Source organism: Bacillus sp. SH7-1 (genome assembly GCF_008042405.1).
GTDB lineage: Bacteria > Bacillota > Bacilli > Bacillales > Bacillaceae_G > Bacillus_A > Bacillus_A thuringiensis_N.
In genome coordinates, this window is the sequence record NZ_QNUD01000046.1 from 1 (window position 1) to 15,453 (window position 15,453).

Sequence of the window (15,453 nt, forward strand, 5' to 3'; positions counted from 1 at the left end):
GTTTCTCTTCCACTTGTGGGGCCACTGCCACTTGTTGCACTGGTTGTTCTTCTATTTGTTGTACAGGCTTCTTCTCTACTCGTTCACTCATAGAAGATTGCATCGCATTCGTTCTAGCCGCATGTCTTTCCATTAATCTCGCTCTGTCTTGTTTCAACATAACAACATTAAATGGTACATGACGCTTTTTCTCACGTTTTGGTTCTTCTTTTTGTACAACTGGTTGTTCTTCTGCAACCGGTGCTTCTTCTTCAACTCGTTGTTCTTCTTCAACCGGTGCTTCTTCTTCAACTCGTTGTTCTTCCGCAACCGGTGCTTCTTCTTCAACTCGTTGTTCTTCTGCAATCGGTGCTTCTTCTTCAACTGGCTGCTCTTCTGCAATCGGTGCTTCTTCTTCAACTCGTTGTTCTTCTGCAATTAAAGTATTCGCAAAGCTTTGAACATCTTTCTTCGTTTGTTCATCAGCCTCAGCAACATGTAGGAATTCATTCTTTTGTTCAATTGCTTCATTTAACAACATTTCTTGCTGCGTTTCCTCGAATACTACAGGTTCCGCTTCTTCCACTTCTTCTGACTCTTCTGTTTCCGCAATTACTTCTACTTCTTCTAAGCCTTCTGTTTCTGCAATTACTTCCACTTCTTCCGACTCTTCTGTTTCTGCAATTACTTCTACTTCTTCTAAGCCTTCTGTTTCTGCAATTACTTCCACTTCTTCCGACTCTTCTGTTTCTGCAATTACTTCCACTTCTTCTGGCTCTTCTGTTTCCGCAATTACTTCTACTTCTTCTAAGCCTTCTGTTTCTGCAATTACTTCCACTTCTTCTAAGTCTTCTGTTTCCGCAATTACTTCCACTTCTTCTAAGTCTTCTGTTTCTGCAATTACTTCTACTTCTTCTGGTATTTCCACAATAATTGTTTCTTCAAGTTTTTCTTCCGCTTTAACAATCACTGATTCTTCTGGTGCTTGCTTTTCTACTTCAATAGTAGGTTGTTCTATTTCTGTATTACGTTTAATTTCTTCTGATAATATTGTATCCTCGTGCTCTACTTTAGAAGCTACTAATTCTTCTTGTAGATTGTTTTCGTTTAACACCACTACATCTTTTTCTAGCTTAGCACTTTCCATCTGCTCAGCTACTGTTTTATGAAGTAATTCATCCGCTGAAACTTCCTGCGGTGTACTCATTTCTTGAACCACTTCATTTTCTTCTACTATAGGCTCTTGGCGTTCAATTTCATAACCGTTTTTCTCTAGCCATTGATCAACAACTGATTTTTCTTCCTTTTTATCCTGTTGACCAACTGATTCATGACTAGGCGAAGAAGACGTTACTTGTCCTTCTGAGAAATCTGATAATGTATACCCTTTTTTCTCTAACCATGCATCAACAACTGCTTTGCCCTCTACAGATATTTCAAGATCTTCTCTTTCCTTTACTTCCTCCTGCTTTTCTTCCTTTTTCTCTACAGAAGGACGATTATATCCGTAAATTGGTGAAATCATTTCTGTTGGACGAAATGGTCTACGGTTACTTTCTTGCGACGATACAGGTGCCTTTTTAACGATAGACTCTCGCTCCGGTTCATATTGTGCTTCCGGTTCTTCATATGTAGAAACTACCTTTTCCACATACTGTCGTCTACTTCTTTCCACTTTGATTCCTCTTTGAATAGGCTGATTTTCATATGTTACAGCTTGAACAGGTTGTTCTTCAAAATGCCCTGTTTCTATAACATCCTCTTCATCGAACCCATTATCCGGTACTAATGGAAAACGGCATTTACCTGCATTCCTACTTGCCATTTGTGCTTCTCTTGCTTCAGTGTAGTGGTTTACACGAGGAATTTTCGGCTGACTTTCAATTTGCTTTGGTACTTCTTTATTCATCGCTGTTTGTTCTTCCTCTTTGTTAAACAGCTTTTTCATCCAATCTAACATGCTTACCACTCTTTCTACTAAATAGTAACATCCTTTATTGTATCAGCATTCGGCAAAAAGTGCAGGTAAAATTAAGCATGTCATATTTATCCATAATATTCTAATTTACGAGTGTTTTCATATAGAAAAACGCACCCTTACATGTAAGACTGCGTTTAAGCTTTACTCTTCCGATATTCATCTACACTATCCGTTACACTTTGCAATAAAGAATTTACATACTGCGGGTCAGATAATTTCTTATCTTCTTCAGGATTTGACATAAACCCAAGTTCTAATAGTACACCAGGTACTTTGGACCAATTAAATCCAGAAAGATCGTCCCTGAATTTAATTCCATTTACTTTCACTTGATGATTTTCTCTCATTTTATTTACTATCGCTTGAGAGATTTGAAGACTTTCCTTATAAATCTCTTTCGTATACGGACTTCCTTCTGACGGTGTTAATACAGCAAACCCACTTTGATTCGGATTTTCAGAACCATCTGCATGAAGACGTAAAAATAAATTCGCTTTTTGATCATTCGCAAATGCCGCCCGTTCTTTATTACTCATATCAACATCTTGTGACGTTCTCGTCATTAATACTTGTATTCCCTTTGCTTCTAACTTTTCCTTTAATACGAAAGCCATTTCTAATACAAGGACAGCCTCTCTTTTTTTCGTCACAACACCAGTTGTACCATCTGTCACTTTATATTTTTGCGTTGTTGCTCCTGGCCCAATCGGCTCTAAATTTAAATTTGCTTTTTGTTGATGCCCTGGATCAATAACAACGAGAAACTTTCCTTGCTTTTCATTACTCTCTATTTTTTGTTCATTATTTTGCATAAGTTGCTCAGTTGGCTGCACTGGCGTAGCTTCCTCTTTCTTTTCCTCGGCCGGCACTTCCTCCTGCTTTTGCTCCACTTGCTCATTCGTTTGAGCTGCTTGCGGTTCCTCTTTCTTTTCTTGTTCTTCTTGCTGTTTTTCTACCAGTGCGTCTTTCTTTTTATCTTCGCTTGTTTCTTTTATAGAAGATGTTGTCTCTTTTTTCGGTTGTTCTTGTGAGCAACCTCCCATATAAATGCCAATGAATGCAATCATGCTCATTATTTTTATATACTTCATGTTTTCTCCCATCACTTTGCACCGGTCTCAAAGTTTTTCTTATAATTGTTTTATAATCTCATCCATATTTCCAATATGAATGGGTTGCCACGTTTCTGTACCACGCTCTGCAGTATAAACTAGATAAGCATCATCAGCCACATTTACGAAAACTGGATCCCCCATATCTGTTTCATATCCGATAACAATCCATTTCTCTTTCCATTTTCCTTGTTCTTCACTTATTAATGAATTTTTATGTTTATCATATCGATAACCGATTTGTCCTTTTTCTAATTCATTTTCACTAAACAAATAGATTTCATAAGAACCTAACTCGATATCTTGCTGTTTTGAAGTTTCAATTCGTTTCAGAAGTTCTGCGATTTTTAGTTGTTGTTTCATACGTCTATCCCCTTCTATTTTTCTAAATTTTAACTAGATTGTTTATAAAATACAATATAGATTTTGTGAAAAAAGGTGACATCCTCATAATATTAACGATTTTTCAAATTTCTCTATCGTAACTCTAAATATATTAACGATTCGACATAGAATATCGATTTACAAAAAGTAAAAAGAGAGGCCACCCAAAAGGACAGCCTCTCTTTTCTTAACATCAATTAAAATTTAAACTCTTGTCCAACTTCAAAGCTATCTTCTAATACAAGAATACCTTTTTCTTGTGGAGCATCTGGAAGCTCTAATTCACGTGCAGAGCAAATCATTCCAGAAGAAGGAACACCACGAAGTTCAGCTGGCTTAATTAACATACCGCTTGGCATTACAGCGCCGATTTTTGCAACGACAACTTTTTGTCCTGCATCAACGTTCGGTGCGCCACATACGATTTGTAATGTTTCTGTACCGATTTCTACTTTACAGATGTTTAGCTTATCAGCATTTGGATGCTTTTCTTTTTCAGCTACATAACCTACAACAAATTTCGGAGAAAGATCTGCTTCTACTGTTTCTTCAAAGCCGTTCTTCGCTAAAATTCCGTTGATTTCCTCAACAAGTTCTTTCGTTAATGTTAGGTTACCTGTTTCTTTTACTTCTAAGTAAGAAGATGCATTAAAGATGTTGAATCCTGCTGTTTCGTTGCTTTCACGATCGTATACGCGTGCAACATCTCCTTTGCGATCAAAAGTACGGTTCTCTAAAGTAATATCTTGTAAGGCAACAATTAAAGTGTCACCAATTCCTTCAAGGTTGTAAAAAACGTTCACTTCGTTCATCCTTTCTCTTTTCCATCTGTCTTCTTCCGATTCTTCGCTAAAATAAAGATTGGTTCAAAGTCCCCATCTTCATATACGAATGAAAGTGATGTAATCGGAACATGCCCTTCGGCAAAAAATTTCATTGTCATTTGTGCAATAATATCATAACCGATTTCGTTGACGATATCAGCAATAATTAATACATCTTGGTGAGGAACAGCCACAACCATGTCACCAGAAATCTTTTCACGCATCGATTGTAATAACGATTCGTTTAAAATACGAGTCGCATCATACCCATCATTTGTATTTAAAAAGTAGAAGGTATTACCCGCTACTGTGTCTTGTTTAAATTCATAGCCTAATGAGCGAGCGTTGAATAATGCCATTTCACGTACTTGTTGTTCTGTAAGCCCTAATTTTTGTAATAAACGCTCATCAATGAGTCGATACGTTTTATTAGAATCTAGCGCGTAGTAAATACGTGTTTCCGCCGTATGATCCGTCATAATAAACGGATTTCCTTCTTCTGCTTGTTTCGGGAAAGAAGTAGAGCGAATAACAGGTAAAATTTTTGCTGCGCTATTTTCTTCTTTATGCATCGCAATTAACGCTTCTTGTACGTAATAGGCAACCTCTTCAATTGCTTTTTCTTTATGCACTTCCCATTTTGCCACAACACCTGGAAGCGATACGTTAATACCTTTTTTCGAGTCTTTCTGTTCTATACGTAGAACCTCTTTCTCGCTATCATACTGAAAGTCCCATTCCGGGCGAGATAATTTCTTCATTAACTCGTCTTTCATCTTTTTACTTGTCATCTTCATCTCTTTTTCCTCCCTTCCAAAAAAATAACCTCCCCCGCGAAGGTAGAGGTTGTTTTACAATTCAATTGGCAAATTGCCTTATTTTAAACCTTCAATAAACTCTTCGATTTGTTCTTGTGTTTTACGATCTTTGTTTACATAGCGACCTGTTTCTTCACCTTTATTGTACGCTACAAAGCTCGGAATGCCAAATACGTCTAATTTGACGCATAGATCAATAAACTCATCACGATCTACATAGTAAAATGAGAAATCACTATATTTCTCTTCTACTTCTGGCATAAATGGGTCTACAAAACGGCAGTCTGGGCACCATTCTGCTGAGAACATAAAGACTACATTCTCTTCATTTTTTAATTGTTGGAATTGCTCCATGCTTTCTAATGATTTCATCTATATTTCCTCCTCTAACGAGTGCATTTTTTCATGTTATAATCTTTCTTTTATACTACCATACATCGCGCATGGTGCAAGGTTTATGCTTGCTTTTCGTCATACTTATATTGCCCAACAAGTAACTTAACAACGTGTACAAATAATTCCGTGCGATCAACATAATCATCTGTAAAAATACCGATTGCACCTTCGTGACTACGAATATCTTTTCTCTGTACAAACTCTTCCATCACTTCACTTAACTCCTTGCCCTCTTCAAGAGGTGCTAAAAAATCATCCGGTAACGTAATACGTGCCCCGCCGGCAACAAATATTTTACCATCACTTGTTGCTAGCGCGCCCCAATTACACATAAATAAACCGTACTCCGTTTTCATTACGCCGCCTTCTAGCCCAATACCAATTTGAGCTTCTCCTTCATGAAGCGCTCGCTTCGCTCTATTAACAGCTCCTTGCATCGTCTCTTCATCTGAAAACGGCTGGTTTGCTACCCCTGAAGGAACAGAAAGAGATGTAATTTCGGCATCACTCCAAACCTTCTCCACAGCTCCAACTTTCGTTTTATTCTTCGATCCAACTACTACCTTCATTTCGTTCACCTCTATAAAAATTTATCATTTTGTTCTAACATCCGCTTCGGCACGAATTAAGTAACAAGCACTACCACATATCACCGGGTCATCTATTCAACCTAAAAAAAGAAGGGTTTTTCGCCCTTCTTCTCTACGCGTTATTCTTAATTGTCTCTAACGTCGTTTTATCCGTTGCTCTTACAAGCTTCGTAATTAGTTCTTTTGCTGCTGCATAATCATCAACATGTAAAATAGAAGCATGTGTATGAATGTAACGTGCGCAAACACCAATTACTGCTGATGGGATACCTGAGTTACTTGTATGTACACGTCCCGCATCTGTACCGCCTTGTGAAATAAAGTATTGGTACGGAATGTTGTGTGTTTCTGCTGTATCTAAAATGAATTCACGCATTCCTCTATGTGTTACCATCGTACGATCGTAAATACGAAGAAGAGCACCTTTTCCTAATTGACCGAACTGCGTTTTATCACCAGATGCATCGTTTGCTGGACTTGCATCAAGCGCATAGAAAATATCTGGTTGAATCATATTTGCAGCAGTTTGTGCACCGCGAAGACCAACTTCTTCTTGTACAGTCGCACCAGAGTATAATGTGTTTGGTAATGTTTCGTCTTTTAATTCTTTTAGTAATTCGATTGCAAGGCCACATCCGTAACGGTTGTCCCAAGCTTTCGCCATAATTTTCTTTTCGTTTGCCATCGGCGTGAACGGGCAGATTGGCACGATTTGTTGTCCTGGTTTTACACCAATTTCAATCGCATCTTCATAGCTATCTGCACCTATATCAATTAACATGTTTTTTATATCCATCGGTTTTGCACGTTGCGCGTCACTTAATAAATGAGGAGGGATAGAACCAACAACCCCAATAACAGGACCATTCTTCGTCATCACTTGCACGCGCTGCGCTAATAGAACTTGGCTCCACCAGCCGCCTAACGGTTGAAAACGAAGCATTCCGTTTTTCGTAATTTGCGTAATCATGAAACCTACTTCATCCATATGACCTGCTACAAGAACACGTGGGCCAGTTTCGTCCCCTTTTTTCAGACCAAATACGCTACCTAAACCGTCTTGTACAATTTCATCAGCATATTTGCTTAATTCTTGCTTCATAAAACGGCGTACATCATGTTCGAAACCTGATGCACCTTGTAATTCTGTTAACGTACGAAATAATTGTAATGTCTCTTTATTCACGAAGTCCCCTTCTTTCAAACCTTAGTAGAATACCTCTTTTATTGTAACGAAATTTTCGAAATGTTTCTAGTTTCTTCTTTTTTAGCTGTATTTGCTTTATAATTATTATCGGTACACTATTTTTATTTTATAGAATTGAGGTGAATATATGAGCTGGAAAGGTTTAGTAGCAGGTCTTGGCGTTGGGTTCGCAGCTGGTTATTTCGTTGCAAACAAAGTACAAGAACAATCCCATATTTCTTCAGAAAAAGCATTGAAAATGGTGAAACAAGCATTAAGTCATAAAGGTGAAATTACTGGCTCTTGGGTACATATGGTTCCAGAGACATTTGAAAAATATGATGTCGCATACGAAGTTTATCGTGGCGGTCTTACAACGATGTTAGATGATATACAAGAACGATTTGAATTTTTAGTTGATGCTAAAACAGGTACTGTTTTAGAGGTTATAGCAGCATAAAAAGGAGGGTTCCCATTAGGTGAACCTCTTATTTTTTGAAAAATTGCGGATAGTGATCGAAATTATATCAGCGATTTTTTAAATATATCGGCGCAACTCGATTTATATCAGCGATTCCTCAATTATATCGGCGCAACTCAACTGATATCAGCGATTTCCAAAATGTATCGACTTACCAACAAAAGCCGACACTAAAAAGAGGTCGCTCCAGCAAATATTCTGGAACAACCTCCTATTTTTATGCTTCTATACTCGTTTTTCTCTCTATCTTTTCTACGATATGCCCTTCCTCATTCCACTTTACTGCACGATAATACGCGTCATGGTAAAACGTAAACCATGCCTCTTTTTCTGCGCCATACTTCATCCACTTTTGCTTATTTTCAATCGATGTCATCGGATAATCATCATAAGCCATTACCCATAATACATTTTGATGTGCGTGCGTCGGCAATAGGTCTGCTAAATGCAGCATCGTTTCCCCTTTGCTTTCTAAAGCGATGACTGCATGTCCATCACTATGACCGCCTGTATGCGCCATTTTTATTTCATCCGTAATTTCTATTTCTTGCTGAAATGTAACAACTTGCTCTACAATCGGCTCCCAATTTTCCTTCCAATACGTATTACGAGATCTAATATTTGGGTTCCTCATTTCATTCCACTCTGTTTCACTTACATAAACTTTCGCATTCGGAAACGTCGGTACAAGTTGCCCCTCTTTCCATTTCGTTAAGCCAGATGCATGATCAAAATGAAGATGTGTCATTAAAACGTATCGAATATCTTCAGGCTTTAATCCTAATTTGTCTAATGATTCATAAACCGATGATTCTTCCGTTACACCTTGATTTCGTTTCATCTTCTCATTCAATTTACCGTTTCCTATTCCGGAATCAATGAGCATATTACCGTCTTTCGTTTGCAAAAGTAACGGATCTGTTCGTAAATAAATATGATTTGTATCATTATGTTTATATTTACGTGACCAAAGTACTTTAGGTACAACGCCAAACATTGCTCCTCCATCTAAATGTGTATTCCCGCCCTTTAGCCACGTCACTTTTATATCACCAATTTGTAACTGTTCCATTTTTTCATCCCCCTTTTCTTTCAATACTAACATAAAATTCTGATTATTTTAGATACAAAAAAACCTATGCATTACTGCATAGGCTCTGTACGATATTTTGCTTCCACTCGGTAAATACGATGACCTTTACTAGAGAATTTCTCTTCGTACTCAGTCATGATGTTACCTTCAAAGTCGCTGTTATGAAGATCTAAGCTTAAGTAAGTTAGTAACATACCATACTCAGCCATACTCATAATAGAATATTCAAATAAACCTTGGTTATCTGTTTTGAAATGAATTTCTCCGCCTTCTACTAATACTTCTTCATAATTGCGTAAAAACGTTTTATACGTTAAACGACGCTTCGTATGACGTTTCTTTGGCCATGGATCTGAGAAGTTTAAATAAACGCGATCAATCTCACCTTTTGCAAAGAAAACTGTTAAATCTTCAGCATCTTTATTAATTAACTTTAAATTCGGTACTTCTTCTTCAATTAATTTATCAAGTGCATCTACAACAACACTTGTGAATTTTTCAATTCCAATATAATTAATATGTGGATTCGCTTTCGCCATATCATACATAAAGCGGCCACGACCTGTACCTACTTCAATATGAATTGGTTGGTCATTTCCAAATACTTCTTTCCAGTTACCAGCGCACTCCTCTGGGTTTCCGATTACGATATGTGAATACTCATTAATTCGATCCATTGCATATGGTTTATGTCTTAAACGCATAGATGTTTCCCTCTCTTTACATAGCTATTTTAAAGGAATAATTCCTTCTTTCTGTTTTAATCAATCTACCAAACAAAAAACCAAGTACGTACGAGCACTCGGTCCGTTTCTTTCAAGTATAAGATGTACCATTTTGATAAAAACTACATACAGCATTAAACATTCCATGACGAAGCAGCTTTTTCTCTTACATTCCGAGAAGAGAAAAACAATCGAAAGGATGATCCGTTCATGCCAATTAATCAACAACATCAATTAGAAGTGCTGAAAGATATTTTAGTCAATCACCAAAGTGATTGCTGCGGGACAGTTTCTGAATGCGAACAATTAGAACGCCTCATTCAATCGTTACTCGCAAACGATAATATAAGTAGTGATGCTAAAGCAATGCTAAACGATGTATATTCTTATAGTCAATCGGGTAAATCTTCCTCTAATTTGGACAACCACATTTCCAATAATCAAGAACAACTTACTCAGTGGATTGCTGGAATGGACAATTTTTCTTAAATATTACTCTGAAGCAAGTAGTTGCTGTAAATATTGATGCCAATATTCAGCTTCTGCTTGCTGCTTTTTTGTTGTATGCCATTGAATAGACAAAATCGTTTGTGCTATCACATACCATCTCATACGTCTAAGCAGCGATTCATCCATTTCAATATCATAATAACCGAGCCACTCACTCCATTCATAGCGCGGAATGTACCAATATAATAACATACCAAGGTCTAGAGCTGGGTCAGCAATTACAGCTCCATCCCAATCAATTAGAAACAATTCATCTTCATCCGACAATAGCCAGTTGTTATGATTTACATCACAATGGCATACAACGAATTCATTGTATTCAATATCTTTTAATGAACCCATTAAATATTGAAGCCCTCGCTGAATTGTTTCATCATCCCTTATATCTCCTCTTAAAACGAGTTGCAGTTGTTGTAATAACTCTTGTGCGTGAAGCGGCTGCTTCCCAAGTCTTTGAATCATCTGTACAAGTGCTTTAGAGGAGTGTATTTTCTTCAAAAGTTTTGCAACACGTTCTAGTTTCATATCCTCTGGCTCTAGCTTCTGTCCCGGAAGCCATTTTTGAGCAGAAATTACATCACCGTTTGTTACCCTTCTTGTCCAAAGTAATTTTGGAACAATTCCTTCTGCTGACAATACCGCTAAAAAGGGCGATGTATTCCGCTTTAAAAATAACTTCTGTTGTCCGTTTTGCGCAATATATGCATCGCCCGTTACTCCACCAGCCGGTACAAGACTCCACTCTTTTCCTAATAATTGTTCCAACCATTCCATATTCATTACCCGTTAACAAATCCTTATCTTTTATAGTTATGAAAAGAAAAACCGCAACATTTCTACACATGTTGTGGATTCATATATATTTTACTGTAAATGAAAAGAAAATTTGGCATAAGCCAAAAACTCTCTATTATTTTACAAAACCAGTCCTAGAATGACAACTTATCAAAATCGTCACCTTTGTCAATTCTACATTTATTACATTCTCATCGTCAAGTAGCGATTTGTCACATTATCGTCAATATATACGTGCTAATTGGAGCGAGCCTAAGTTCCTTTCCTCTAAATGAAGAAATTGGCTCTATTTTCGCTTGCTTTTCGTTTACTAACACATGCCATGTTTCTTCTTTCGGAAGTTGCACCGTTTTAGCTTCTAAACCGCTATTAAATAAAACGACAATCTCTTTCCACGGTCCAAATGATTCTGCATGCTGCAAATGGTATGCAAGTACTTCTGGAGATGTTTGCAAAAAAGTCATGTACTTTTTTATAAGGTCTGCGCTTTGAAATCGGAATGCTCCGTGCTCTTTACGAATCGCAATTAAACCTTTTATATAGTTAACGGTCTCTATCTCTTTCTCTTTTCGATCCCAATCTAATTGATTAATTTCATCATTTGCATTATAACTATTTTCATTTCCTTGCTTCGTACGATAAAACTCTTGCCCAGCATGTAAGAAAGGGATACCTTGCGACAGAATCACCATTGCAGTTGCTAGCAGGTGACGTTTTTTCAAAATCTCTTCTGACTCTTCATTACTGCGCATTAATTTATCCCACATCGTCATATTGTCATGACATTCTACATAGTTAATACTTTGCACAGGCTCTAGAAACAAACCTGTTTCTTTCATACTTAAAAGGCTTCCTGATGCTATATACTGCAAATGATGACAGTCTACATGCCCACCAAATGCAAAACCACGTTTATTTATATGAAAGGTACTCCCTTTTATCCCATCACGAAATTGATCATTAAATTGCGCAATATACGGCATTTTCTTTGCATTATTTAATGTCGCTTTTTCTTCGGAAGGAAGTGGTGTTTGTAAATCCCATCCTTCTCCTAATAACAATGCATCTTTCTTTATGTTTCGCACTTCTTTTTCTATTATATTTATTGTATCAACATCTAAAATCCCCATTAAATCGAACCGGAATCCATCAACATTGTATTCCGTAAGCCAGTATAAAATAGACTCTACAATGAATTTCCTCATCATTTTCCGTTCAGATGCTATATCATTTCCGACTCCCGTCCCATTAGAAGGCATACCATTTTCACCATGACGAAAATAATATCCTGGGACAAGCTTTTCAAATGATGATAACTCTCTTTCATACACATGATTATATACAACATCTATAATCACCCTAATGCCGTGCTCATGAAATGTTTCAATCAACTGTTTACACTCTATTATCCTGTTATACGGGTCAGTAGGGTTTGTAGCATAAAATCCCGTAGGCGCATTGTAATATAATGGATTGTAACCCCAATTATATGCAGAGGAAGGATTCGCCTCATCTACACCACCGAAACAATATAAAGGCAATAGTTCAACATGTGTAACACCCAAATCTTTTATATGAGACAAACCTGTTAATGTCCCATTTCGCCCTGTTGTTCCTTCTTCCATTAGCCCTTTATATGTTCCTTTTTTACTCACTCCACTGCCCTGATGAATAGTAGCATCACGAATATGCAGTTCATACAATATGACATCTGTCATTGCTTGTAATGGTGGTAATTGCTCTCTTTTTGTTACATTTGTTTTTTCCAAATCGATAACAACGCCGTACTTCCCATTTACAGTCACTGATTTTGCGTAAGGGTCCACTGCTTCATTCCATATTAAATTAATACAAACAAGAAATGTATAATTTGCTCCAGCTAAATCGCCTTGTAACGTATGAGCCCATACCCCATTTCCCCCTCTGTACATTTCATAATCGGTATATTCTTTATCACTTTTATAAATCCTTACTTTCGCAAGCCTCGCAGTTGGAGCCCATACTTTAAATGTAGTTGCTTCTTTTTGATACACGGCCCCTAAATCTGTACCTTCGTAATAATACTTTTCATCAAAAATCGCTGTTCTTATGACAGCACCTATTTGTAAATCTGTTTCTTCATTCCGTTCATCTCGTACTGTATAATACTTCCCCACATCTAGCGGCTCTTCTATAAAGCACTCATACTTCGTTGCATCCGGAAGCGCAATCGTATGAGCAATCGGTAAATCTTTCACGTTACTTCCTTCTTGTAAACGAAATGTCCGACTTGTTCCATACGCATGTGGGAGCAAAATTGTAATTTTATGCATTTCATCTAAATAGGCATCAAATGGACGTTTTACTTTCAACATAAAAAAATCACCATCATTCTTAAAGTTAAAATGAAACGAGCTGCAAATGATAAGGCTTTTCTTATCAGCGAAGCCCTATACAGTAACACATTATTCTCTATAGTATATTCACCTGTATAAAAAACGTTTTCATACATTCTATTTTTGTAATTTTATTTCAGCAATCGCTTTATACTTCGGCGCTTCTTTCACGTGAGATTCGTATAAAGTAATCGTATCCGCTTGAAATGATATTTCAGGCATTTCCTTTATATGTTTTAAATCATACTTTTCTTCTCCTACCCATTTACGAGCAACAGTAATATGCGGATGATACGGGCGCGTTTCTAAAGAAAATCCATTCCCTTCACAAATAGCGTGCACTTGCTTTTGTAATAGAAACAAATTTTGATTCTCGCTTACCTTTGCCCAAAAAATACGCGGCCTATCTTCCATACCGAACGTTGAAAATCCTTGTAACGTGAACGATAGTTCCTTTGTTTCTGTAAGTGTTTGTAATCCATACTTTATTCCTTCTAACTGTTCCTCTGTCGCACTACCTAAAAATGAAAGGGTAATATGGTAGTCTTCTTTATGTACCCATGAACGAAATGGTAATGCCTCTTCCATTTCCTCTTTATAGTTAGACAGCACTTCTTTTATATGATTTGGTAACGTAATCGCGACAAAATAATGCGGCTCCATGTACATCTTCTCCTTCTTTCTATTGTTGCTTTTCTTTCTTATCTCATTCAGGTAAAAAGAAGCCGCCCTCCAAAATAGAGAGCGGTCATTATTTATATATCCATTATTTCGCTAATTCATGAATTGCTTGCGCGTAAATTGCTGTTGCTTTTAATAAGTCTTCAATTTCAATATACTCATCTTTTTGATGCGCAAGTTCTTCCTTTCCAGGGAATAGTGGACCAAATGCAACACCAGCTTTTAAGGAACGAGCGTAAGTACCACCGCCGATTGCTAATAGTTCTGCTTTCTCGCCTGTTTGTTCTTCGTATACACGTTGCAGCGTACGAATTAATACGTGATCTTTATCGACGTGATGCGGACGAGAGTTTGAATAATCCGCCACTTCAAATCCATGAGTACCAACATATTCTTTTAAATTCGTAATCATTTCTTCAAAGTTAGTCGTAACTGGGTAACGTACGTTTAATCCTAAATTACCACCGTTTTCTTTCGTATAAGAAAGGCGACCAACATTCACTGTTAATGGACCGCTAATATCGTCTTTATAAGAAATACCAGCTTTCTCTCCTAAAATATCTCCTGTAAATGTTTCTGTTGCAAACGATGCAAACGAAGCACCTTTTCCATCAAGAGCCACTTTCGTTAAGAAGTTTGCCAGTAATAACCCTGCATTCTCCCCCTTCTCTGGAGTAGATCCGTGAGCTGAAATCCCTTTAATTTGCAATGTTACTGTATTACCTTCTACAATTGCTTCACCTATTTTTTTAGCAGTTTGTAAATACTCTTCATATGCTACTGTAAGTGCATTTACATCTTCTCCTGTAATAATCGCTTCTGCAAAATCAGGAACCATATTTAAACGGCGACCTGATTCAAATGAAACAAGTTCATATGTACCTTTCTTCTCTTCACTACCATTTTGCACAACTTGTATATCAGAAATTCCTTTTTCTGCATTAATAATTGGAAAGTCCGCGTCTGGCGCAAAACCGATTGTTGGCATTTCTTCGTTTTTAAAGTAATGATCTACACATTTCCAATTGCTTTCCTCATCTGTTCCTAAAATCATACGAACACGTTTTGAAAGAGGTAAGCCTAATTCTTTCACAATTTTCATCGCATAATAGGCTGCCATTGTTGGGCCTTTATCGTCAATTGCACCACGTGCAAAAATCTTTCCATCACGAATATCTGCACTATATGCAGGAGTTGTCCAGCCATCTCCTTCTGGTACAACATCAACGTGACAAAGAATACCTACTAACTCTTCTCCTTGTCCCATTTCAAGATGACCTGCATATCCTTCTAAATTTTTAGAAGCAAAACCTTCAGTTTCTCCTTTATGTAACATGAAAGATAAAGCTTTTTCTACACCTTCACCGAATGGTGCGCCTTCTTTCGCCGATTCTTCTTCCCATACACTCTTAATTTGTAAAAATTGTTGTGTATCACGAATTAAATCATCTTTTCGTTTTGCAACTTCTTCTGTCCAATTAATCGCTGACATCACGCATCCATCCTTCACTATATCGTTTCTT

General features: G+C 37.2%; 15 protein-coding genes and 1 pseudogene. 2 read left to right on the plus strand and 14 right to left on the minus strand.

The features are described 5' to 3' along the window. The 8 genes and pseudogenes from DN390_RS27245 to DN390_RS27280 all read right to left on the minus strand — a co-directional run. Positions 1–1,939, minus strand: a pseudogene (locus DN390_RS27245) (DNA translocase FtsK); the annotation flags it as partial. 155 nt (positions 1,940–2,094) lie between these two features. Continuing rightward, positions 2,095–3,051, minus strand: a complete 957-nt coding sequence (locus tag DN390_RS27250; protein ID WP_147808996.1) for an N-acetylmuramoyl-L-alanine amidase — start codon at positions 3,049–3,051, stop codon at positions 2,095–2,097. Positions 3,052–3,090: 39 nt separating this feature from the next. Further along, positions 3,091–3,435, minus strand: coding sequence for a thiamine transporter (locus DN390_RS27255; protein WP_097950415.1), 345 nt, complete (start codon positions 3,433–3,435; stop codon positions 3,091–3,093). Between the two features lie 218 nt (positions 3,436–3,653). Continuing rightward, positions 3,654–4,268 (minus strand): YtpR family tRNA-binding protein, encoded by a 615-nt coding sequence (ytpR, locus tag DN390_RS27260; protein ID WP_147808997.1) that lies wholly within the window; start codon positions 4,266–4,268, stop codon positions 3,654–3,656. Next, positions 4,265–5,077 carry a DUF1444 domain-containing protein gene (locus DN390_RS27265; protein ID WP_147808998.1) on the minus strand — a complete coding sequence of 271 codons (813 nt, stop codon included), beginning with the start codon at positions 5,075–5,077 and terminating at the stop codon, positions 4,265–4,267. Before DN390_RS27265 ends, ytpR begins: the two co-directional genes overlap by 4 nt. 78 nt (positions 5,078–5,155) lie before the next feature. Then, entirely contained in the window at positions 5,156–5,470 is a 315-nt protein-coding gene (locus tag DN390_RS27270) for a thioredoxin family protein (protein ID WP_000838193.1), read from the minus strand. 83 nt (positions 5,471–5,553) lie between these two features. Next, on the minus strand, positions 5,554–6,063 hold the full coding sequence (locus DN390_RS27275; RefSeq protein ID WP_060632582.1) for a DUF84 family protein: 510 nt from the start codon (positions 6,061–6,063) through the stop codon (positions 5,554–5,556). Between the two features lie 133 nt (positions 6,064–6,196). Next, positions 6,197–7,270 carry a M42 family metallopeptidase gene (locus DN390_RS27280; protein WP_002170155.1) on the minus strand — a complete coding sequence of 358 codons (1,074 nt, stop codon included), beginning with the start codon at positions 7,268–7,270 and terminating at the stop codon, positions 6,197–6,199. A gap of 148 nt (positions 7,271–7,418) precedes the next feature. On the opposite strand from DN390_RS27280, the gene DN390_RS27285 reads away from it, so the two are divergent. Further along, positions 7,419–7,730 (plus strand): PepSY domain-containing protein, encoded by a 312-nt coding sequence (locus DN390_RS27285; protein ID WP_000118537.1) that lies wholly within the window; start codon positions 7,419–7,421, stop codon positions 7,728–7,730. Positions 7,731–7,968: 238 nt separating this feature from the next. Here DN390_RS27285 and DN390_RS27290 read toward each other — a convergent pair whose 3' ends face one another. Then, complete coding sequence (locus DN390_RS27290; RefSeq protein ID WP_060632583.1) at positions 7,969–8,823, minus strand: YtnP family quorum-quenching lactonase; 855 nt, start codon at positions 8,821–8,823, stop codon at positions 7,969–7,971. Positions 8,824–8,894: 71 nt separating this feature from the next. Then, positions 8,895–9,548 carry a tRNA (guanosine(46)-N7)-methyltransferase TrmB gene (gene trmB / locus DN390_RS27295; RefSeq protein ID WP_147808999.1) on the minus strand — a complete coding sequence of 218 codons (654 nt, stop codon included), beginning with the start codon at positions 9,546–9,548 and terminating at the stop codon, positions 8,895–8,897. Between the two features lie 231 nt (positions 9,549–9,779). Between trmB and DN390_RS27300 the strand changes: the two genes are divergently transcribed. Next, positions 9,780–10,058 (plus strand): YtzH-like family protein, encoded by a 279-nt coding sequence (locus DN390_RS27300; protein ID WP_001122234.1) that lies wholly within the window; start codon positions 9,780–9,782, stop codon positions 10,056–10,058. A gap of 3 nt (positions 10,059–10,061) precedes the next feature. On the opposite strand, the gene DN390_RS27305 is transcribed toward DN390_RS27300, so the two are convergent. The 4 genes from DN390_RS27305 to pepV form a co-directional block, all read right to left on the minus strand. Next, positions 10,062–10,859 carry a phosphotransferase family protein gene (locus tag DN390_RS27305; protein WP_147809000.1) on the minus strand — a complete coding sequence of 266 codons (798 nt, stop codon included), beginning with the start codon at positions 10,857–10,859 and terminating at the stop codon, positions 10,062–10,064. Positions 10,860–11,086: 227 nt separating this feature from the next. Next, positions 11,087–13,228 (minus strand): type I pullulanase, encoded by a 2,142-nt coding sequence (gene pulA / locus DN390_RS27310; protein WP_147809001.1) that lies wholly within the window; start codon positions 13,226–13,228, stop codon positions 11,087–11,089. A gap of 138 nt (positions 13,229–13,366) precedes the next feature. Continuing rightward, positions 13,367–13,912, minus strand: coding sequence for an RNA 2',3'-cyclic phosphodiesterase (thpR, locus tag DN390_RS27315; RefSeq protein ID WP_147809002.1), 546 nt, complete (start codon positions 13,910–13,912; stop codon positions 13,367–13,369). 103 nt (positions 13,913–14,015) lie between these two features. Then, positions 14,016–15,422: a dipeptidase PepV gene (gene pepV / locus DN390_RS27320; protein WP_147809003.1), complete on the minus strand. Its 1,407-nt coding sequence runs from the start codon at positions 15,420–15,422 to the stop codon at positions 14,016–14,018. Positions 15,423–15,453 lie beyond the last annotated feature (31 nt).

What these genes read in the sequence shown, in the direction of transcription:
- DN390_RS27250 (WP_147808996.1), bottom strand. Translation starts at nt 3,051, where the DNA reads ATGAAGTATATAAAAATAATGAGCATGATTGCATTCATTGGCATTTAT.
- DN390_RS27255 (WP_097950415.1), bottom strand. Translation starts at nt 3,435, where the DNA reads ATGAAACAACAACTAAAAATCGCAGAACTTCTGAAACGAATTGAAACT.
- ytpR (WP_147808997.1), bottom strand. Translation starts at nt 4,268, where the DNA reads ATGAACGAAGTGAACGTTTTTTACAACCTTGAAGGAATTGGTGACACT.
- DN390_RS27265 (WP_147808998.1), bottom strand. Translation starts at nt 5,077, where the DNA reads ATGAAGATGACAAGTAAAAAGATGAAAGACGAGTTAATGAAGAAATTA.
- DN390_RS27270 (WP_000838193.1), bottom strand. Translation starts at nt 5,470, where the DNA reads ATGAAATCATTAGAAAGCATGGAGCAATTCCAACAATTAAAAAATGAA.
- DN390_RS27275 (WP_060632582.1), bottom strand. Translation starts at nt 6,063, where the DNA reads ATGAAGGTAGTAGTTGGATCGAAGAATAAAACGAAAGTTGGAGCTGTG.
- DN390_RS27285 (WP_000118537.1), top strand. Translation starts at nt 7,419, where the DNA reads ATGAGCTGGAAAGGTTTAGTAGCAGGTCTTGGCGTTGGGTTCGCAGCT.
- DN390_RS27290 (WP_060632583.1), bottom strand. Translation starts at nt 8,823, where the DNA reads ATGGAACAGTTACAAATTGGTGATATAAAAGTGACGTGGCTAAAGGGC.
- trmB (WP_147808999.1), bottom strand. Translation starts at nt 9,548, where the DNA reads ATGCGTTTAAGACATAAACCATATGCAATGGATCGAATTAATGAGTAT.
- DN390_RS27300 (WP_001122234.1), top strand. Translation starts at nt 9,780, where the DNA reads ATGCCAATTAATCAACAACATCAATTAGAAGTGCTGAAAGATATTTTA.
- DN390_RS27305 (WP_147809000.1), bottom strand. Translation starts at nt 10,859, where the DNA reads ATGAATATGGAATGGTTGGAACAATTATTAGGAAAAGAGTGGAGTCTT.
- pulA (WP_147809001.1), bottom strand. Translation starts at nt 13,228, where the DNA reads ATGTTGAAAGTAAAACGTCCATTTGATGCCTATTTAGATGAAATGCAT.
- thpR (WP_147809002.1), bottom strand. Translation starts at nt 13,912, where the DNA reads ATGGAGCCGCATTATTTTGTCGCGATTACGTTACCAAATCATATAAAA.
- pepV (WP_147809003.1), bottom strand. Translation starts at nt 15,422, where the DNA reads ATGTCAGCGATTAATTGGACAGAAGAAGTTGCAAAACGAAAAGATGAT.